This window comes from Methylothermaceae bacteria B42, from assembly GCA_001566965.1.
In the GTDB taxonomy this organism is placed as follows: Bacteria; Pseudomonadota; Gammaproteobacteria; order Methylococcales; family Methylothermaceae; genus Methylohalobius.
Map to the genome: position 1 here is coordinate 568506 of LSNW01000032.1, position 20799 is coordinate 589304.

The window sequence follows — 20799 nt, forward strand, 5'->3', positions numbered from 1 at the left end:
ACGAGAGGGGGCAGACCCTTCCCAGCCCCCGGACAAGCAAACTGACAGGTGGCAAGGTTGCTTTACGAAGACAAACCCACACTAAACCGGTACTGGTATAATATTGCACCTTTTTTTGCCAACGTCCAAAAGAGGAAGCTAACCATGTCTGATATCCCCGTTTTCAAAACCGGCGAAGCCACGGTTTTCGCCAGCAACGATCAAGGCACCGACGCCATGCCCGAAGTGGTCCTGGGGGCGCTGAACGGGCCTGTGGGTAATGCCTTCGCGACGCTGATGGGCCAGACCGAAGGCCACACCCGGCTGTTTGCCATCCGCGCCTGTAACCAGCAGGTTAAACCCGCCACCTTGATGGTACCCAAGGTCACCATGAAAAGTACGGCTTATATCAATTTGTTCTTTGGCGTGGTTCAGTCCGCCATTGCCGACGCGGTGATTGATTCGGTCATCGACGGCGTCATTCCCAAGGACTGGGCCAACGAAGTAGGTATCATTGTCAATGTGTGGCTCGACCCCTGGTGCGCCGAGCAAGAAAATCCAGACAAAAAGGATCTTTACCGCACCAATTATGAAGCCACCAAACTGGCCATCAAGCGGGCAATCAACGACGAGCCGACTATCGAGGAACTGATTGAAAACCGCAACAAAATCCATCATGAAATGTATGATCCTGTCACCGGCGAGTCTAAATGGTAAGCGGAGATCAGCATGCATAAAGTAACCTTAATCCCCGGTGACGGGATTGGTCCTGAAATCACCGAAGCCGCCGTCCGGGTCATCGAAGCGACAGGCGTCCCCATCGAATGGGACCGGCAACTGGCGGGCATGGCGGCAGTGGAGAAATACGGCGATCCTTTGCCGGAACCGACCCTCGCCTCTTTTCGCGCCAACAAAGTCGCCTTGAAAGCGCCGTTGACGACACCCGTGGGCGGCGGTTACCGGAGCGTCAATGTCACCTTGCGCCAGGAGTTCAATCTCTTCGCCAATGTCCGCCCCGCCCTTTCCTTTAAAGGCACCCAGGTGCCCTATACCGATGTCGACCTGGTCACGGTGCGGGAAAATACCGAGGGGCTTTACGCCGGCATTGAACACTTCATCAAGGCGGGCGGGGAAAATATCGCCGCGGAAAGCATTGCCGTGGTTACCCGGGAAGGCTGCCGAAATATTATCAACTACGCCTTCCAATATGCCCGCAACCATGGCCGCAAAAAAGTCACGGTGGTGCACAAAGCCAATATTCTCAAGTGCACCTCCGGACTGTTTTTGGAAATGGGCCGGGAAGTGGCGAAAAATTATCCCGACATCGACTTCGAAGACAGAATTGTGGATGCCTGCGCCATGCTGATGGTCATGAAACCCAGTCAATTCGATGTCATGGTCACCACCAATTTGTTCGGAGACATTCTTTCCGATTTGGCGGCGGGGCTGGTGGGCGGCCTTGGGCTCACCGCCGGCGCCAATATCGGCAAGGAAGCGGCGATGTTCGAGGCAGTGCACGGCAGCGCCCCGGATATTGCCGGCAAAGGCATCGCCAACCCAACCGCTTTGATCATGGCCGGAAAGATGATGCTGGATCATTTGGGGGAGCGGGAGGCTGCCGCACGCATTGACCAGGCAGTTCGCGCCGTGATTGAAGAAGGCAAGCACGTCACCCCTGATCTTAAACCAGGTTCTACCTGCACCACGAGCGAAATGGCCAGCGCCATTATTGAAAAAATCCGCTAATCAAAACAACACAGGCCGGTAATTGCCGGCCTGTTCACGCCTTTGAGACGAACGCCAATCATTACCTTAAACCGCGGGAATTTCGATCTAAACTTACAGAGACGTCTACTTTTACGCCCTGTTAATCACTTGAGAAGCTGATATGAACGATCAAATACCAAATCCCCCGCAATTTCTACGATTTCAATTCACCGGCACTGGCGGCGAATATTTCAAAATATGGATTGTCAATTTGCTTTTGACCATCTTGACGCTGGGTATTTACTCCGCTTGGGCCAAAGTCCGCCGGGAACGGTACTTTTATAGCAACACACACTTGGCTGAACATACCTTTGAGTACCTGGCCGAACCCATGGCTATCCTCAAAGGCCGGGCCATCGCCTTCGCCGTGCTGGCCGGCTCATCCGCCGTTGCCAGTTTTTTCCCCTTGGCTGAACCGGCATTTTCCCTGGCTTTCTTGGCCCTGCTGCCGTGGATAGTCGTCAAGGGACTGAAATTCCGGATGCGCAATTCGGCCTTTAAAAATATCTCCTTCAATTTTAATGGCAATTACGGGGAAGCCGCCAAAGCCTATATTCTCTGGCCCTTGTTGACACCATTGACCTTGGGCCTCACCGCGCCATTGATGTTCCACCGCCAAAACCGATTGCTCGTTGCCAACACCCAATATGGCACGACACCCTTTGAATTTTCAGCCACCCCCAAGGATTTTTATAAAGTCGTGGGAATCTATGTGCTCGCCATGGCGCTGGCCTTCGCGCTTGTATTTCTGGTTGCCAGAGACTTTCTTCCTCAGGCTTTTGTGGTGGCCATCATTCCACTGGGGCTGCTTGCATACGCTTATTTCCGCAGTCACATCATCAATACCGTCTTTAATCACACCGAGTTTGGGCCACACCAATTGGAAAGCCGCCTGCAAACCAAAGGTTTATTCTGGATCTATCTAACCAATGCTCTTGGGATCGCGCTGACAGCGGGCCTTTTTGCTCCCTGGGCCAAAGTCCGGCTGGCGAAATACAAAGCCGATCACACCGTGCTGATCGCCCAGGGAAATCTAGATGATTTCGTTGCTGGCCAACATCAGGAAGTCAGTAGCGTGGGCTCGGAAATGAGCGAAGCGTTTGATGTTGATTTGGGATTATGACGACGCTGCATGGCTATTATTATGACGGCAAAACCTCCTACGCCGTCCCCGCCACCCTGGAAATTCAGCGGGAAGGGTTCGCGCTGTTGCAAGCCAACGGCGAGCAGCAGCGCTTTCCGCTGAAAAAAGTCCGCATCAGCTCGCGCCTGGGCCGAACGCCCAGGAACTTTTACTTTCCCGGGGGAAGCAAGTTCGAAACCGTGGAAAACGATATCGTGGACCAGGCCCTGGCCGATTTTGGAATGCACGGCAAACAACGCTGGCTCCACAAAATGGAAAGCAAACTCGGATACGTTATCTTGTTTGCCATTCTCACCCTGGCAATTACCTTTGGCTTTGTTCGTTATGGCATGCCGGTACTGGCCAACATGGCCGCCTTTTCCCTGCCGGCGTCCACCAGTGCCGCTCTGGGCAAGGGTGCCCTGGACCTGATGGATAAGGCCCTGCTGGAACCATCGCAACTAGAATTGGACACCCGGCGTCGGCTACAAAAACATTTTCAGGCGCTCGTTGCCGAGCAATCCGAAGACTATCCATTCCAATTACTCTTCCGCCATGGCGCCAAAATCGGGGCGAATGCCTTCGCCCTCCCCTCCGGCACCATTGTCATGACCGACGAATTGGTCAAACTGGCTGACAATGATGAGCAATTACTGGCGGTCATGGCCCACGAAATCGGGCACGTGATTCACCGTCACGCCCTGCGCCGCGTCATTCAAAATTCTTTTCTGGCGCTGATGATTATTTTGGTCACGGGAGACCTTTCCTCTTCCAGCTCTCTGATTGCCGCCCTGCCCACCTTGTTGGTGGAAGCCCAATATTCGCAAGCTTTTGAAATCGAAGCCGATCAGTTCGCCACCCGCTATCTCTGCTCTCATGGCCTAGGAACTGAACCTTTTGAAAATATTCTCAAGAAACTGGGGCAAAGCCATCATTCGCAAATCCCCGATTACCTCTCCAGCCACCCGGCCACTGAAAAAAGAATCGCGGCCCTGGAAAACGCTTGTTCGAATTAACCAGCCGTCGAATTACCAAGGCCACATTATTTAAACACGTAAAGGATTAATTGAAGGGGCAGGTGGTCTGCTTCGAAAGCCTCGCCGGCAGGGATGCCGGCGTGGAGCCTACAGGGGCGAGCCGGACCGAAAGTCCAGTGGACTTTCGCAGCCGGGCGAGCGCCCGAACAGGGAGGTTTGGGCAGGACTTTCTTGCACAGCAGGACTGCGCAGCAAGAAAGTATTTACGGCGTTTTTCGAAGCAGACCACCTGTCCCGGCTGGAATAGATGACCGAGTCTTGATCGGAGTACAAAGGTTTTCGAACAGGTACCGTTTTCGATGTTAAAATTTGCTGCCTTATTCAACCAATCTCGCTATTGATTCTATGGAAACCACCTACGACCCCCATGCAATAGAACAACGTTGGTACAAACTTTGGGAAGAGCGGGGTTACTTTTCCCCCTCCGGCGAAGGTGAGCCTTACTGCATCATGATTCCGCCGCCCAATGTCACCGGCAGTCTGCATATGGGTCACGCCTTCCAGGACACCATTATGGATGGCCTGATCCGCTATCACCGGATGCGGGGAAACAATACTCTTTGGCAACCCGGTACCGATCATGCGGGCATCGCCACCCAGATGGTCGTGGAACGGTTATTGGCGCAAGAAGGGAAGACCCGTCACGATTTGGGGCGGGAACAATTTATTGACCGGGTTTGGGAATGGAAAGCCCAATCCGGCGGCACCATTACCCGCCAACTGCGGCGTCTCGGCGCTTCGGTGGACTGGTCCCGGGAACGCTTCACCATGGATGAAGGGCTATCCCGCGCGGTGCGTGAAGTGTTTGTCAAACTGTATGAAGAAGGCTTGATCTACCGGGGCAAGCGCCTGGTCAACTGGGATCCGGTGTTGCATACCGCCGTTTCCGATCTGGAAGTTATCTCGGAAGAAGAAAAAGGTCACCTGTGGCACATCCGCTACCCACTGGCCGACGGCTCCGGTTTCTTGGTGGTGGCCACCACCCGGCCGGAAACCATGCTGGGGGATGTGGCCGTCGCGGTTCACCCGGAAGACGAGCGCTATCGCCATCTGATTGGCAAAACCGTCAAACTTCCTCTCACTAACCGGGAAATCCCCATTATTGGCGATGACTATGTGGATCCCGAGTTCGGCACCGGATGCCTGAAAATTACGCCAGCCCATGATTTTAATGATTACGAAGTGGGCAAGCGCCACAACCTCCCCCAGATCAACATTTTCACCCCAGACGCCAAAATCAATGACAACGCCCCACCTCCGTACCAAGGGCTGGACCGTTTTGAAGCACGCAAGAAAATTGTCAAAGATCTGGAAAAACAGGGATTGCTGGAAAAGGTTGAAGACCACGTCCTCAAAGTACCGCGCGGCGACCGTAGCGGCGCGGTGATCGAGCCTTATCTGACCGACCAATGGTTTGTGAAAGCCGCGCCCTTGGCGGAGCCGGCCATGCTGGTGGTCAAGGAAGGTAAAATCCGCTTTATCCCGGAAAACTGGAGCAAAACCTATTTCCAATGGCTGGAGAACATCGAGGATTGGTGCATCAGCCGCCAAATCTGGTGGGGCCACCGGATTCCCGCCTGGTACGATGAGGCAGGCAATATCTATGTGGGACACAATGAGGCGGAAGTCCGGGAAAAATTCAATCTCGGCAACCGGCCATTAAAACAGGATGAGGACGTTCTGGATACCTGGTTTTCTTCCGCCCTTTGGCCCTTCTCCACCCTGGGCTGGCCGGATCAAACCCCGGAACTGGCCACCTTCTATCCCACCAGCGTGCTGGTGACCGGTTTTGACATTATCTTTTTCTGGGTCGCCCGCATGGTGATGATGGGGCTCAAGTTCATGGGCGACGTGCCCTTCCGTGATGTCTATATCCACGGTCTGGTGCGGGACGCCCACGGTCAGAAGATGTCCAAATCCAAAGGCAATGTCCTCGATCCCCTGGATTTGATTGACGGCATCACCCTCGAAGAGCTGATAAAAAAACGTACCGCCGGCTTGATGCAGCCACAAATGGCCAAAAAGATCGAAGCACAAACCCGCAAGGAATTCCCGGACGGCATTCCTTCCTACGGAGCGGATGCCCTGCGCTTTACCTTCGCGGCCCTGGCCACCACGGGGCGGGACATCCGCTTTGACCTGGGGCGCATAGAAGGTTACCGCAACTTCTGCAACAAGCTATGGAATGCCTCCCGCTATGTCTTCATGAACACCGAGAATCAGGATCTCGGCTACCAAGGCGCCGAAATCGAATACACCCAGGTTGACCACTGGATTCGCTCACGCTTCCAACGTGCCTTGAAAACCGCCATCGAATCCATTGAGAACTATCGCTTCGATTTGGCGGCCACCGCCATTTATGAATTCCTCTGGGATGAATATTGCGACTGGTACCTGGAGCTGGCCAAGGTCACCCTGGCGGAAGGGATGCCAGCCCAGCAACGGGGAACCCGTCGCACCCTGATTGAAGTGTTGGAAGCCTTTCTGCGCCTGGCCCACCCGATCATTCCCTTCATCACTGAGGAAATCTGGCAGAAGGCAAAAACCATCGCCGGGATTGAAGGGGAAACCATCATGCGCCAGCCCTTCCCAGCCCTGGATGAAACCTTAATTCACGAACCCACTGAAAAAGAAGTCCTGTGGCTGCAAACCTTTATTTTAGGTTTGCGCAGAATCCGCGGTGAAATGAACATCCCGCCCGGCAAACCCCTCCCCGTCCTGTTACAACACGGGCAAGATTTAGATCGTCAGCGGGTGGAAAACTGGCGTCCGTGGTTGATACGCTTCGGCCGGATCGAATCCTTTGGGTGGCTTGAAGATCAACAAACTCCGCCGGAATCGGCCATCACCTTGGTTGACGAGCTAAAAGTCTTGATCCCCATGGCCGGGCTGATTGACAAGGAGGCCGAATTACAACGACTGGCCAAGGAAATCGACAAGCTCAAAAAAGAACTGCCACGGGTCGAAGGGAAACTGAAAAACCCGAAATTCGTGGAAAAAGCACCAGAAGCCGTGGTTGCCAAGGAACGGCAAAAACTGGAAGAAATGCATTCGGCCCTCTCCCGGCTGGAAGAACAGCAACAACGTATCAGCAAGCTTTAATTCATTCCCTGTCGGCCCTTATTCATCGGTTCAAAATCAACCTAAATTTTGTTGCAAGTGATTCGAGCACCGAGGGTGTCAAGCAAGGCTTTAGGCAAGGCGGCAAGCCAATTTTCGCGCAGGCGTGGCAGCGCTACTTCGAGCATAAAATTGGTGCGGCCAACGCAGCATAAAGGCTTGATTTGGCAGCCGAATGCCGAAACACTTGCAGAATTTAGGTTCAAATAAATAAGGGCCTTTTTCCGCCTGCCAACTAACCTATTTGTAAGGTCACGAGCTTTTCAGGTAGGATACATTTTACCTCTAATATCATATTATTCGCACACGCAATAGAAGCACTCCCGCACATGGGTGATTCATGGGCATCCGCTAATTGAAATAGGAAACATATTAGAAAAAAGTTTGATGGGGGAAATCATGCCTTATTGTATCAAGAAGTTTTTTGCAACAATTGGAATACTTTGCTTTTGGCTGCTCTCATTCAGTGTCTTTGCCTGTGACACCAGTAATTTCAAATGGTCCGGCGAAACCGGCATTCTTTATGTCACAGGACCGGTCACTTGCACCTTGAGCGACATCAATACTATCGGATTACACGAAGTTCTTGAGCAAGTCGACCCTTTTAACCACGTATGGATATTGCGCGCCAATTTACACTTGAAAGAAGGCGCGAGACTGGATCTCCACGGCACTTCCATCGGCGGTGATGTCGATGAACTGCGGCTGGCCAGCCCCGGTAATTTTGGCAACATCCATCTTCGCGCTGAGTGGGGAACGGTGGATGTGCAAGATACTTTGATTACCTCATGGAACGAAAGCACAAATACCGTTGACGACGATACCAGCGACGGGCGGGCTTTTATTCATGTCCGTTCCCGATTGTCGCCGGATGGCAAGCCCAATGAATCCACAATGAATATCATCAATAGCGAGGTACGCTATTTGGGCTACTCCGCCGGGGAATCCTATGGGCTGGTTTGGAAAGTACTGGGAAGAACATTTGATACCACCGATGTCTTCGGTGACATCAAAAACAGCTATATTCATCACAACTATATGGGCATCTACACCTACGGCGCTTTTGGGATGAATATCACCGACAATGAAGTCGCCTTCAATGAAGCCTACGGCATCGACCCCCACGATGATTCCGACAGCTTGGTCATCACCGGCAATTTCGTCCATGACAATGGCAATCACGGGATCATTTGTTCGCAGCGTTGCGATCATCTGGTGATCAGCAACAACACTTCCGTACGCAACCGCCACGGCATTATGCTCCATCGTGATACCAATGATTCCTTTGTGGAAAACAACGTCGTGACCGATAACCGGGACACCGGAATTGTCTTATTCGAAAGCCACAACAATATCGTCCGAAACAACGAAGTAAGGCGCAATCGTAACGGTATCCGCCTTTCCATCGGCAGTCACGATAATTTGATTGAAAACAATACAGTCACCGACAGCACCAAATACGGTTTGTATCTCTACCAAGGTTCCGATATTCCCGCCACCACCAATGGCAGGCCCAGCAATAATATCTTTCGCAACAACTTGGTTGAAAACTACCTGGTGGGTATTCGCCTGAAGGACAGCGACCAAAACTTGTTTGTCAACAATACTTTTATAGGGCCGGGAAAATTCAAGCTGGATCGAGGGATGGATAACGAATTACGCGATAACATCTATTCTCAACTTCCCACCATCCGAACCTACGGCAATGATCAGATCAACAGTCACACGATTGTCACCACCCAAAACGATGTGGTGATCAAATTAGATTCGTTTTCCACCACGGTGGTACAAAATCCGGCCCATCGAATCTATCTGCCCGAGGAAAACAGCGTCGTCACCGTATCCACGCTCACCGGCGCGGAAATGTATCTCGATTACGGCCAAATTGGCACGAAGTCTTTCGTCCAAGCACTGGCGTTTTTTATTCAGCCAAAAACCGGCTCTGTGGACGTATTTGATATTCTTTGGGGTGAAAATCTCAAGCAATGGTCAATCATCGCTACAGACGTGGCTGATAAAGTGACTTATAAAGTAGGAGACCTTCAACCTTCAACCGATTACAAAGTATTCAAGAACGGAACGATTTTAGGCATTTTTACGACTAGCGCCGCCGGTTTCTTGACATTTAGCGATACGCCGGGAACGACTGGGGTTATTGATTTTGAAGTGACTAAAAATGCCAATGGCGGCCAAACCCAGATTCTCGAAGCCATAGCCGACGCCTATGTACGAGACGGCATCTATTCCGGCCAAAATTACGGCACATTAGACAAACTGAGGGTCAAAAAAAGCAAAACCAATTACAATCGGCAGAGCTATATCAAATTTGATATTTCCAGTCTGCCAACCTCACCTCAACAAGCGACATTGCGCCTCACCGCCAAGCTGACCAGCACCGGCTCGATCAACACACAACTCTTCGCAGTCTCCGACAATAGCTGGACTGAAACCGGCATCGTATGGGACAACAAGCCCCAAACAGGGAATTTGCTGGGGAGCCGGCAGATTGAAAACACCGATTACACCGAAATAACCTTTGATGTAAGCGGATATATCGCCCAATTGCGGCAACAAGGCATCAGCGAAGCAAGCTTTGCCTTGATCAACGCCGATACTTCCCGCCCCCTATTCCAAATCCGTTCACGGGAAATTTCCAATGCCAGCCAGCGGCCTCAGCTGGTGGTCGTTGAATAGGAGATAAACTACTCATCCCTCACCCGCAAGTGAGGGTGTTACTAAAGGCAACAGCCTCTACGATGCAGGGATGCATCGCCATTTTCGATGGCCATAAGCCATTGAAAATGGAGGAACCGGAAAATCGCGTATTTCCGATTCCGAGTCGCAAAAATCCAAGGATGGGCTTTTGCGACATCTTCAGTAAGGGGGGATGAGCGACTCGCGGAATACCGTCCTCATTTCACTTCTCATCCAATACCCAGATACCTTCTGAATTAAACAGGTTTCTTGCTTCCCATTTCCGCAAGGTTTCGCAGTCTTTCATATACATTTCAGGACAGGAGTGAACCGGTTGTTTTCCGTTCTCTACTTGCTCCAGCCACCGTTCCCAAGCCCTAATGGCAGGCACGGAAAAACGGGGATCGCGGCTTTCCCCCAATGCGTAAATGGTGACGGGCACCACCCTGCCCTTGACCATAAATTTTCCCAGCCTTCTATGTGCTATTTGTAACAAATCCGCCATGGGGATAAATTCTTCGCTGGCGATGATATCGGTTGTAAACAACCGGGTGAGACTTTCCAAACGGGCGGCCAAATTCAAGGGATCACCCAGAATGCCGAATTTCCGCACTCCGCCGCTGGGACCGATATCACCCATTACCACTTTGCCGGAAGCCAGGCCAATCCCGGCATTAATAATGGCAGCCACTTGCTTCAACGCTTGCTCTGGAAAACGGTGGGCGTACCGCTGAGGAAGGGTGGAAAAAAAATTTTTTTGCAGCCGCGCCATTTCCAACGCGCCCAGCAGCGCATTGCGATAGATTTCATCCCGGTCTTTTTTCCACACCGGCCAGTAATAACACACCATGTCCCCTACATAGCTTTCCAACCATCCTTGGTATTTTTTTTGCAGAACCAGGGAGGTTTCTTGCAAATAATCATTCATCAATTCCAGGACGTAAGCCGGGTCTTTCAATAACCCCGTAACTGTGGTGTAGTGAGTCAAATCGCTCATCAAAACGATGGTTTCGTAGCGCTGGTTGCGGAATCTTTGATTTTGCCGTAACGAAATCAACAAATCATGAATTTGGTCCGGCATGTATTGGCGAATCAAATTCCCTTCCCGCATCCCCACCACTAAATTCAAACCGGTAACCTGAAAAGCCCCGCTCAAATAAACGGCCATGGAAGCCACGACCGGCCAAAGCTGCATCTGTTTTTGCCAAAAGCATATTCCTATCAACCCAATCAGCACGAGTACGCTCCCCGACCACAAGACAATTTGGCGCTGACGCAACCCTAAAAACACACTCAATATCGCCACTGCGGCGAACAACAAAATTTTTAAGATCAAGGGAGGCGCACGGGGATGATCTTCACTGAGCAATGTCTCCACCGCATCCGCCAGATATTGTGAACCCGGCGTCAATAGATGGGGCCCCCACCAAGCCGTAGTCATGGGCGTCACCACCATATCGGTGGATTCAGAAGGTGAGGTTAACTGCAAAATCACCGCTTTACCTTCAAACAACCGGGCAATTCGCATTGCCTCCCTATGCTGACAAGAAGCCAAGAGACTCACCGGCGCCAGTAAACGGCCGTTATTCAAACTGACCTGATAAAGGGGATGACTCAAGCGTATACGGCGGCAGGAGTAACGGCCGTCACAAAGCTCGTTGTCTCGAGTCTTCGTCAAAGCCTGGTTGACTTTTTCCGGCGCCACCCACTTGGCCAATTGGATGACGGCATGATCGTCGCTCAAATCCATCCATCGCAAAATCGAAGAACGCTTTGTCACCAGACGATCGCTGACCACCAATCCTTGTTCAGGAATAAACATCGAGGCTTCCCAACCATATAAAAGGAAATCCGGCAGTTGCGCTTGACCCGGTAAATAAGGAGCAACTTTAAATTTTACGATAGCCTGTTGCGACAATTTCAAGGGTGCCGTCCCTGCTTCGCTACTGGCAAGAAGACACTGGGAAGTCCCTTTCGCCACGCAATGGGGGGAAGACCAACGCACGCCTTCCCCTTGATGATCCAAACACAGGGCGTAGGGCATGTTGGTTTCCAATTCCTTGCTCAAGCGGGCGTCCATGAATACACCTTTCGCCCCTGCCAGAATCAAACGCTCCGTAGCCAAAGCGAACAACGGCAACGTTTGCTTGCGGCCAACCCGCACCGGCACCTGATGATCCAAGACCACAATACCGATGTGCCGCCATTGTTTCCGCGCCCGATAGACGACAGCGGCGTCATGCACCCAATAATCCAGGGCATTGGAAAAAATCCAATCCACCGCCAATCCCGCCAGAACAGCCATTAGAACAAAAAGCAGGGCAAGGCGTGGGGCGGTCACGTCATCTGGCTAAAACGTGGTGGATAAGAAAACAGGTTGTTGCGGTTTTGGGTATGGAAAAAACTGGATGACATCTTGAACACAAGCCATCAATTCAGAAGAATTCGAATGCGAAGAGGCGCTGCTGATTTCCCGGGCTTTACCTTCCGGGGTGACGGTCCATTGCCAATGCGCGGGCTCACTCGAGCCATATATTTCCCGGCACATCCGCGCCTCCGCCTGCAAAGCGGCTAATACCTTCGTTTCTGGATAGCCTTCCTCGCTGGTGTCTGATTGATCGAGTGGCGAGCGCAACACCAATGAAGTCCCCAGGGCCGGGGTTTTTTCCCACAAAGGAATCCTGATTAAAGAGGCCACACAGACAAAAGCATTTTTTTCTCCCTGCCGACTGTCACACATCAATCGTTTACCGTCCCAGGGGCGACAAATGCCCAAGGACTTCAAATCAATCCAAGGCAATTGGGAATATTGCAAGCGCATTTTAATAGCGGTAGTAGAGTGGCGGTTCTGGCATACCATTTGATAGTAGCCTTGTTCTTCCCCGGAGGCAGGGGCTTTCAACCAAACCCTCGACCCAGGGGGAATTTGCAAGACGGCTCCCAAGGAAAGCTCATCCGCTTCTGTACACAAATCGGCCAGAATCACCACGCCCTGGCTTTTGCCACTTTCTAACCGGATACCGCTACAGGGTCCGGCAACCACACCGGGCCCACAACTGATTGTCAACATGAATCCTACAATCCAGTTGACGGAAGAATTATGTTTTGGCTTGCGCTGTTTCATTGTGTGACACTGTTGGATTACGATTTAAAAAACAATTTAACAAACCCTTCCCTTTTAGTTTGGAAACTATTCCAGACCGGAACGGGATGCAAGGCAATTTTACACAGTCTCCTGACCCCACACTTCGTGGCAGCGTAAAGTCTCAGGGCTCCGTCATCTATTCAAGCCAAATCAGACCACCTACCCCTTCAATCAATCCTTTACGTGTTTAAACGACGTGGCCAAGCGTAGTGTCTTTAGACATGTTGTCTATTGGCGGTAGAACATACTATAGTAAACACGACTGACTCGACCGGCGATACGCCCATGCTTTCAGACCTGCAACACCTCCAGGAATTTTATATCACCGCGCCCCACAGTTGCGATTATTTGGCGGACGAGACAGCGCGCATGTTATTTCTGCCACCGGATATCGAGCTGTCCACCGCCGCCTATACGGATTTGGTATGCCGGGGATTCAGGCGCAGCGGAAATTTGGTTTACCGGCCCCATTGCAGTGATTGTTCGGCCTGCGTCCCTATCCGAATCCCGGTTGAAGGTTTTAGACCCAACCGCAGTCAAAAGCGTTGCTGGGGTAAAAATCAGGATCTTCAAATAATCCCTCAACCTGCGGAATTCCGGCAAGAACACTTCGATTTATACAAACGTTATCTCCATTCACGTCACGCCGGCGGCACAATGGTGGATTCCACGCCGGAGGATTACGTCAATTTTTTGACCTGCCACTGGTGCGAGACGATTTTCTATGAATTTAAGCTTCAGGGGCAGTTATTGGCGGTAGCGGTTGCAGATCAACTCGATACGGGGTTATCCGCGGTTTACACCTTTTTTGACCCGGCATATCAACAGAGGGGTCTGGGAACATTTGCCGTTTTATGGGAAATTCAGGAAACGGCGAGAAAAGGCCAGCCCTGGCTTTATTTGGGCTACTGGATTGCCCAGTGCCAAAAGATGGCCTATAAAATCCAGTATAAGCCGGCGGAAATTTATCTAAACCAAAAATGGCACCTGCTGACAGAGGAGTAAACCCTACCATCACTCAGTGTACATGCCAGGGACGGGGACGCTTGGATGACTTTATCCGGGTAGCAATCAAAGAATAACCCACTGAAAGAATCAGGGCCAACAAGGTCAGCTCCAACAGGACAAACGCGCCCACCTTAAACCAGGCGAACCCGGGATGAACAAAGCGCACCAACCAGCCACCGGCTTCGTTGGCCACCGCCGCAACAAAACTCAACCCACCGAGGGTAATTTTCACCCCCACCGGCAGCTCGGTCATGAGCATCAAATGGACCAAAGTCATCACCAACATACCCATGGCGAAAAGATGAAAGTGGGTCACTTCCAAAAGGCTTTCATAACTGCGGGGCGGGCGGAAGTCTTCTTCCGACCCCAAGTAATAAGCCACCACCGAGGCCGGATCCAGGTTCATTTTATGGAAATACATCAGCCCGTTACTTACCCAGAACAAGGCGATGTAACCGAGAAACATCAATATCACCGCATTAAGCAACGCCTTACGCCGGTGTTCGCCAGTAACGAAAAAACGCATTATTTTTTATCCTGCCCAGCTACCGCCACTTGATAAATAGCCAGCACCTTGCGCACGCTGTCGAGCGCCGCTCGGGCGCTCAAGGTCGCGCCGGTGATTCCCTCCACGCCCCCGCCCAAGCGCAAATCCTCGATAGGCTTATCAAAGAGTTGGACAAACCAACGGGCTGGAGGTTGATATTCCGGCGGTTCATGAAAAGCCAACACTTCTATGCGTCGTAATTTTCCACCTGGTTTCAATACAATCAGCAAAGTCTCCGGCTTGGTGCGAACGGTGTGGGTTTCTATAGCCGCGTATCCCATCACCTTGCCATCCTTTTTTCCCACATAGAACGTGAAGAGACTGGAATCTATTTTGACCCTCGCCAGACGCTCGGCCGCTTTTCGTTGCGCTTCGGTAAGAAAAAGCGGAAGCAATGCCACTTCCGCTTCTTTACCGAACGCCAATTCCATGGCTTCCTGCTTACTGTAATAAACACGGGCCAAACTCGCGGTGGAAAGAAGCACCACTAGCAAACCCAACAGGAAATTCAGCAACCTTTGTTTTCTCAAACCCCATCCTACTTTAGAAAATAAAGCCTAGCCCAACATTAAATTCATCGGCCAACGTGCCTTCATCCGCATCGATATTGCGGTAATCCGCCTTGATGACAATATTGGGAATCGGCTTGTAGTTGAGACCCACCTGCCACAGGTGACGGTCGAACCGGCCATCGTCGGCAAAGCCGCTTGGCGCCTGGGCAATCGTATCCCACTGTTCATAGCGGAAAAAAGGCGCCAGGTAGTGGGTCGACTCCGGCATCAACAACGGCAGAATATTATAGCCAAGTTCCGTGTACCAGCCGAATTGTTCCTCACCCACGGTTTCACCCACTGCGGCACTGACCTTGGCGGCATCATCAATATGGCTCCACGCACCTAAAGCACGGAACTCCCAACCACGATACTTCCATTGCACATGCCCTTCGTAGAGCTGTGTGAATACATCGGCGCTGCCAATCTCATCCTGACCGGAATTACCCAGATAGGCAGAGGTGCCCACCGTTAAACCGGTCAATTGGGGCACGGCATAATCCACCCGTCCTACCCAGGCCAAATTCTCCGCCTTGGCTTTACTGGCGCCCTGGCGTCCGCCACGAATGCCGCTGGATGAAAAACCACTAGCGTCCAAGCCATTGACAACATAAGTGGTATAGGTCAGCCCTGGGAACAGTTCACCAAACAAACCCACGCCAAACTCCCGCCAGGTGGACGGAATAATCCGCCTTTCCACTTCGGGACGGTTATTGCCAAAGTAAAATGGCGGCTCGTGAATGGGGTTGAGGAAGCCCATGGGTATCAGCACTACCCCGGCGCGGATATTGACTCTTGGATCGAGGAAAAAATCCAGTGCGGCAAATTCCACCGAAACCGACCCTTTTTTCCCGGTTGAAGCGTGCTCAAACTCCAGTTCACTGTTAAATAAAATCCAATCGTTGAATTTGTAACCGGTATAGAGCACCAATCGGACAAAATCGGCATTATCTTTTTTGCCGTTTTGGTCATCGGTAAAAATCTGATAACGGCCTTCCCCGTATCCACCGATGGAAAGACCCTTGCCTACCTGATAAACCTTGGACGCCGCAGGCCCCAATCCATACATACTTTTGTATTTCGGCTCTTCGGGAATCACCAGCAAAGTGCGCATTTTCTCCAACTCCTGGGCCAAAATGGAAGTTTTGCGCTTGAGTTCCTTAACTTCCTCCTTCTCCGGCACCGGCTCGCCTGTCTCCTTGGCAACCCCCTTTTTACCCTTCAACTGGGCCTTGAGAGCTTCGATTTCCTTTTGCTGTTGTTTGACAATCTCCCATAACTCCCGGTTGCTTGGCATATCCTCAGCGTTCGCTGGAATATAAGCGATCATCAGAGACATCACTCCCAGCATGGCCGCCGCACTCTTTTTCAGCTTCATTGTGCCTCCTTATTTTCTTCTCAAAAACCTGAGGAAGCAGATTTTATTACAAATGAGAATTGTTTTCAATATCTATATTCATACAATCAGGATTTTTATGAAATGGCAATAGCTGGAAATACAAGTCGAAAGCCTGCACTTACGACATTCCCTTCAAGCTATTACACGGAAGCATGTATGTGGTCGGGACGCACAAATGAATGTAAACCGTTTAGCCCCTCAATCAGTCCTTTCGTCGGAATCTTCCATATCCCGCTCTTTTTTCAGCTAATCTTTAATTTGTAAACAACCACTCATCTTAGCGACTGAGTTCGATGGCTTTTGCCAAAATAAAATCCATAATGACTTTGGCTATTGATCAAAGGAATCACTCGAGACAACAAGGGGTTTCCTTGGTCGAGATCATGGTTTCGTTGGTGGCGGGTTTGATTTTAACGGCCGGCGTCATCCAGATCTTCATCGCCAATAAGCAGACTTACCGGGTGAACAACGCCTCCGCCAGAATCCAGGAAAACGCCCGTTTTGCGTTAGAAACTTTGGGACGATACTTGCGGATCGCCGGATACAAAAGTAATGGCCAAATTGATGACGTAACCGCTTTTCCCGCAGTGGCAGCCGCTAATCCTATCGATCTAGGCTTTTCTGCGGGACAAGTTTTGTCGGGGACAGACAGCGAGGTGAGATTTCGCTATCAAAGCGATGGAGATATGACCACTTGCGGGGGTAGCAGCGCAAATTTGGGCGACATGGTCAATACACGCCTTTTTCTCGAGAACGGCAACTTGAAATGCAAAGCGGAAGTCCTGGACCTTTCTTCTTCGCCCCCGACCCAACAAAGCGATAACACCCAAACCCTGATTGACAACGTCACCAACCTCACTCTCCTCTACGGTATCGATACCGATGCCGATAATGCCGCCAATCGTTACGACAAAGCAGCGAACGTAGGCGATTGGAAGCAAGTGGTCAGTCTCCGGTTGACACTGACCCTGCAATCCTCTGAAAACAATACAAGCATTTCCGGAAATTCCCTACAAAAATCCTATACCACCACCATTGGCCTGCGTAACCGACTGCGATGACTGTTTTAAAGCCTTTTCCCAACGAACGCCGCCAACAGGGTGCGGTTTTGATTGTCAGCCTGCTGCTTCTACTTGTGATGACGTTGCTCGGGGTCACCGCCATGCAATCCAACATGTTGGAAGAAAAAATGGCGGGGAATTTCTGGAGCCGCAATCTCGCCTTTCAGGCCAAGGACAAGTGAGAAACGGCGGCAACCCCGGGCAGGATTGATTTCCACCCAAACCGGCTGTGTCAACAAAGTCAATGCCGACGGCTCAATGGCCAACACCATTAAAACAAAGAAAGGCAAAACCAAAGCCAAAGGCTTGATTGGACCTAACGGCGAACGCTTTGATGGCGCACTCGCCATCCAAATCATTCGTGCCGATACTCCAGCCAGTGCTCTGGAACTCAACCATAATGGTGGTGATCCAAAATACGGCTGGCGGGTCAAGCAATCGGAATTCAGCCAATGGGTGATCGCCGAATATACCAGCTTTTGGCATCACCCGAACAAATACTGCTATGGACAAGCCGGTTGGGGTCCCGCGCCGGAACAGGACTTTGTATCCGACGGCAAGACCGAAACCCCCGCACCGGGTTCGGCTGATCCGAAAGACGGCGTATTCGGTGTAGGTGTCACCATCATCGACATCACCACCACGGTCAGCGGCAATAACACGACAACGGTAACGACTTATAGCGACAACACCACCTACACTAAAATTGTGACCAACAATGGTGATGGCAGTAAAACCATCAAGCATATTTATCCCGATGGCACTGTAGAAGTCACCACTGTTTCGGATGTAAGCCCAAGTTCGAAATACGGAAGAGGCAAAAACGAGAATGTCTCAACCCGTTCGACAGGCCGTCTTTCGTGGCGTGAAATAATCAGTAACTAACGGCGTAACCATAAGCTTTTAGATTTGAAGTCATAAAAACTCATACTTTCAAGAGAGAAGAGGGATTCCAATTGCTCGATTTGGAATCCTTCTTTTTTGCTGCTTTTCAATTCACCCTTCCATGGCTGTTTCCAAAAAATTATTTTCGCCATCCCATTTAATGGACTTGTCAACAGGATTTTGATACTTTGTACGATTAGTATTACTCTATTGTATGATTTAATATCACAACACTTTGCGATATTTGATTTCGTTTCTGCACTATGTATTTGCTACAGAAAGTAGCCGGAGGATACCAGTATGGGGTTGATGAATCCGAAAATCCAAACAAAACGTTTGCGTGAATTCCTATGCTGTCGATTGGCCAAGATACCCCATGTATTTGCGGCAATACTGTTGGCTTTGCTGGGTCTGCCTACTACAGCGTTTGCTGACAATGCCGTGCAACTGAAGGTTCTCGTTATTACTTCGGGGCCGAATGATTTGGGGTACGACTATATCAAACCAATCCTGGACGAGATGGGGGTGCCTTACGATACTCTGGATGCCAGTAGCGCCAGTCTAACGGCAGAGACCTTATCCCCCAATGGTTGTAGCGCTGCCACGGCAGGTTGTATCGGTAACTATAATGGCATAATCTTGACTTTGACCGATGCCGGTTTAGCCATGGCGCCGGCAGAGTGGGATATCCTCCACGCTTATGAGAAGGATTTTCACGTCCGTGAATCGGTTATCAGCGGCTTTCCCGGCACTTATTGGGATCCCAATCCCCCTTGGGGTGTTTATTTGGATTACGGGCAGACTCTAACCAGTAGCGGTACCTATCCCAATACCCAATGGTCAGGCTCTGCAACCAATGGAACAACGGTCTACGAATATTTGCAAACCAATAATTCGCTGCCAATCACTGATTTCGCCTTCGCCGCGGTTCCCAGAAACGATAATCTTGTACTTCGGGATGGCACCGTGGCCAGCGTGGAACCGCTGCTCACCACCGCCAATGGTGAAACATTAATTTCCATCGTTCGTTATTATTCGCAATCAGACCCTTCCGTTCCCGTCCGTGAAGTGCTGCTTTCTAGCATCACCAATGCCAGCTATCTCATCCATTCTCAGGCGTTGGGCTACGAGTTTGTGAATTTCGCGACACAAGGTGTATTTGTGGGGGGGAGATACATCTATATGAATGTACACTTGGATGATCTTTTCCTTTCCAACGACCAGTGGGACCCGGTTAACAACGTCACCGACCCCGCCATTCAAGCTCGCTTGACTGGCCACGATATTGCCAATGCCGTGGCCGCACAAAATGCATTTCGTAGCGCATTCGCCACCGTGCCCGCGCAATTTAAGATTGAATTTCCGTTCAACGGCGCCGGTGCCGTGGTCGATCCAACGGCAAAAAAGAAAAAGCTGGCCATCAATTATGCTGATGACTTAGTCTCAGCGATTCGAGCCAATAAAAATTCATTTAGGTATATCAATCATACCTTCAGCCATGCGGATATGGATAATCCACCCGCCTCCCCGGGCGATCCCTGCGATTATGAGACTCTGCCCTCGGTAACGGCAATCAAACAGCAAATCACCAAGAACCGCCGGGTGTGGAAATTGCTGGACTTGCCCCAAAAGAGACAAAACAAGCGGATACTCATCAGCGGCAATCACTCAGGCCTGAAGGATCGTAACTGCACCGACATCCCGGAGCTTCATCCAGAGATGTCTAATGTACAAGACGATGACATACCCTATCCACAAGGCGCCAATCCGATGTTTTTCGAGGCCATGGCCAGCGTCGGTGTGGATTACATTGCATCTGACTCGTCACAACTGAATCAGGATGTAGAGCATTACATCACCCAGGTGGACGATGGCAGCAATACTGACCGGATTATGCTACCCCGGTATCCCACCAATATTTTCTACAATGTAACCGCCCCCGATCAGTTGACGGATGAGTACAATTACATTTTCTATGAACGCTTTGTGAACAACGGGCAAGATCCCTGTACAATTCCAGGCGCGATTTGCACTCCGCGCACCTATGAAGAAATTCTCGCGGCCGAAGCAGAAACCACCCTGCGGCATATGATGAGCTTCAAAAAATGGGCGCACTATTTTCATCAATCCAACGCGGTGGATTATGGTAGTGGCAATACCCTTATTTTTGATTGGCTCAACGCCGTATTTACAGAGTACGAACAATTATTCAAATTGCCTGTTAAAAATTATCCTTACTTCCGTCTTGGCGATATGACCAAGGAAAGATTAATCGCCAAATCGGCAACCATCCAGGCAATCTGGAATCGCGATACCAACGAAGTAACCCTTTCCGCTGACCGTTTTGTGCCCAATTTATTAGTAACCGGTCTCGAAGGAGGTGATCTGTATGGCGGTCAATATATTCGGGAATTGGATATTACGACTACGCCACAGTCAATTAACGTCAATAGAGCATTGAATCAGTAATTCCATTAATTTAT

16 protein-coding genes are annotated in these 20799 nt (G+C 50.8%); 11 read left to right on the forward strand and 5 right to left on the reverse strand.

The genetic code is table 11. The features are described 5' to 3' along the window. The first annotated feature begins 144 nt into the window (after positions 1-144). From AXA67_13790 to AXA67_13815, 6 genes are all read left to right on the forward strand, one after another. Entirely contained in the window at positions 145-696 is a 552-nt protein-coding gene (locus tag AXA67_13790; protein ID KXJ40101.1) for an aldehyde-activating protein, read from the forward strand. Between the two features lie 12 nt (positions 697-708). After that, on the forward strand, positions 709-1725 hold the full coding sequence (locus AXA67_13795) for an isocitrate dehydrogenase (GenBank protein ID KXJ40102.1): 1017 nt from the start codon (positions 709-711) through the stop codon (positions 1723-1725). Positions 1726-1867: 142 nt separating this feature from the next. After that, positions 1868-2869, forward strand: coding sequence for a hypothetical protein (locus tag AXA67_13800; GenBank protein ID KXJ40103.1), 1002 nt, complete (start codon positions 1868-1870; stop codon positions 2867-2869). Then, positions 2866-3885 carry a hypothetical protein gene (locus tag AXA67_13805; protein ID KXJ40104.1) on the forward strand — a complete coding sequence of 340 codons (1020 nt, stop codon included), beginning with the start codon at positions 2866-2868 and terminating at the stop codon, positions 3883-3885. Before AXA67_13800 ends, AXA67_13805 begins: the two co-directional genes overlap by 4 nt. Before the next feature lie 366 nt (positions 3886-4251). Then, positions 4252-7008, forward strand: a complete 2757-nt coding sequence (locus AXA67_13810) for a valine--tRNA ligase (GenBank protein KXJ40105.1) — start codon at positions 4252-4254, stop codon at positions 7006-7008. Positions 7009-7413: 405 nt separating this feature from the next. Then, positions 7414-9720 carry a hypothetical protein gene (locus AXA67_13815; GenBank protein ID KXJ40106.1) on the forward strand — a complete coding sequence of 769 codons (2307 nt, stop codon included), beginning with the start codon at positions 7414-7416 and terminating at the stop codon, positions 9718-9720. 223 nt (positions 9721-9943) lie between these two features. On the opposite strand, the gene AXA67_13820 is transcribed toward AXA67_13815, so the two are convergent. Together AXA67_13820 and AXA67_13825 are read right to left on the reverse strand one after the other, a co-directional pair. Further along, on the reverse strand, positions 9944-12061 hold the full coding sequence (locus AXA67_13820) for a hypothetical protein (GenBank protein ID KXJ40107.1): 2118 nt from the start codon (positions 12059-12061) through the stop codon (positions 9944-9946). 9 nt (positions 12062-12070) lie between these two features. Then, a complete protein-coding gene (locus AXA67_13825; protein ID KXJ40108.1) occupies positions 12071-12844 on the reverse strand; it encodes a hypothetical protein in 774 nt (257 codons plus the stop codon). 306 nt (positions 12845-13150) lie between these two features. Here AXA67_13825 and AXA67_13830 point away from each other — a divergent pair, with 306 nt between their 5' ends. After that, positions 13151-13870, forward strand: coding sequence for an arginyl-tRNA--protein transferase (locus AXA67_13830; protein KXJ40109.1), 720 nt, complete (start codon positions 13151-13153; stop codon positions 13868-13870). Positions 13871-13883: 13 nt separating this feature from the next. Here AXA67_13830 and AXA67_13835 read toward each other — a convergent pair whose 3' ends face one another. From AXA67_13835 to AXA67_13845, 3 genes are all read right to left on the reverse strand, one after another. Further along, positions 13884-14402, reverse strand: a complete 519-nt coding sequence (locus AXA67_13835) for a hypothetical protein (protein KXJ40110.1) — start codon at positions 14400-14402, stop codon at positions 13884-13886. Further along, positions 14399-14851: an FMN-binding protein gene (locus AXA67_13840; protein ID KXJ40197.1), complete on the reverse strand. Its 453-nt coding sequence runs from the start codon at positions 14849-14851 to the stop codon at positions 14399-14401. The genes AXA67_13835 and AXA67_13840 overlap by 4 nt, the downstream gene beginning before the upstream one ends. 112 nt (positions 14852-14963) lie before the next feature. Next, positions 14964-16349 carry a hypothetical protein gene (locus tag AXA67_13845; GenBank protein ID KXJ40111.1) on the reverse strand — a complete coding sequence of 462 codons (1386 nt, stop codon included), beginning with the start codon at positions 16347-16349 and terminating at the stop codon, positions 14964-14966. A gap of 314 nt (positions 16350-16663) precedes the next feature. Here AXA67_13845 and AXA67_13850 point away from each other — a divergent pair, with 314 nt between their 5' ends. The 4 genes from AXA67_13850 (at position 16664) to AXA67_13865 (ending at position 20785) form a co-directional block, all read left to right on the forward strand. Further along, complete coding sequence (locus AXA67_13850; GenBank protein ID KXJ40112.1) at positions 16664-17431, forward strand: hypothetical protein; 768 nt, start codon at positions 16664-16666, stop codon at positions 17429-17431. Then, positions 17428-17613, forward strand: a complete 186-nt coding sequence (locus AXA67_13855; GenBank protein ID KXJ40113.1) for a hypothetical protein — start codon at positions 17428-17430, stop codon at positions 17611-17613. The genes AXA67_13850 and AXA67_13855 overlap by 4 nt, the downstream gene beginning before the upstream one ends. A gap of 25 nt (positions 17614-17638) precedes the next feature. Further along, positions 17639-18316, forward strand: a complete 678-nt coding sequence (locus AXA67_13860; GenBank protein KXJ40114.1) for a hypothetical protein — start codon at positions 17639-17641, stop codon at positions 18314-18316. A gap of 336 nt (positions 18317-18652) precedes the next feature. After that, complete coding sequence (locus AXA67_13865) at positions 18653-20785, forward strand: hypothetical protein (GenBank protein ID KXJ40198.1); 2133 nt, start codon at positions 18653-18655, stop codon at positions 20783-20785. The last annotated feature ends 14 nt before the right edge of the window (positions 20786-20799 follow it).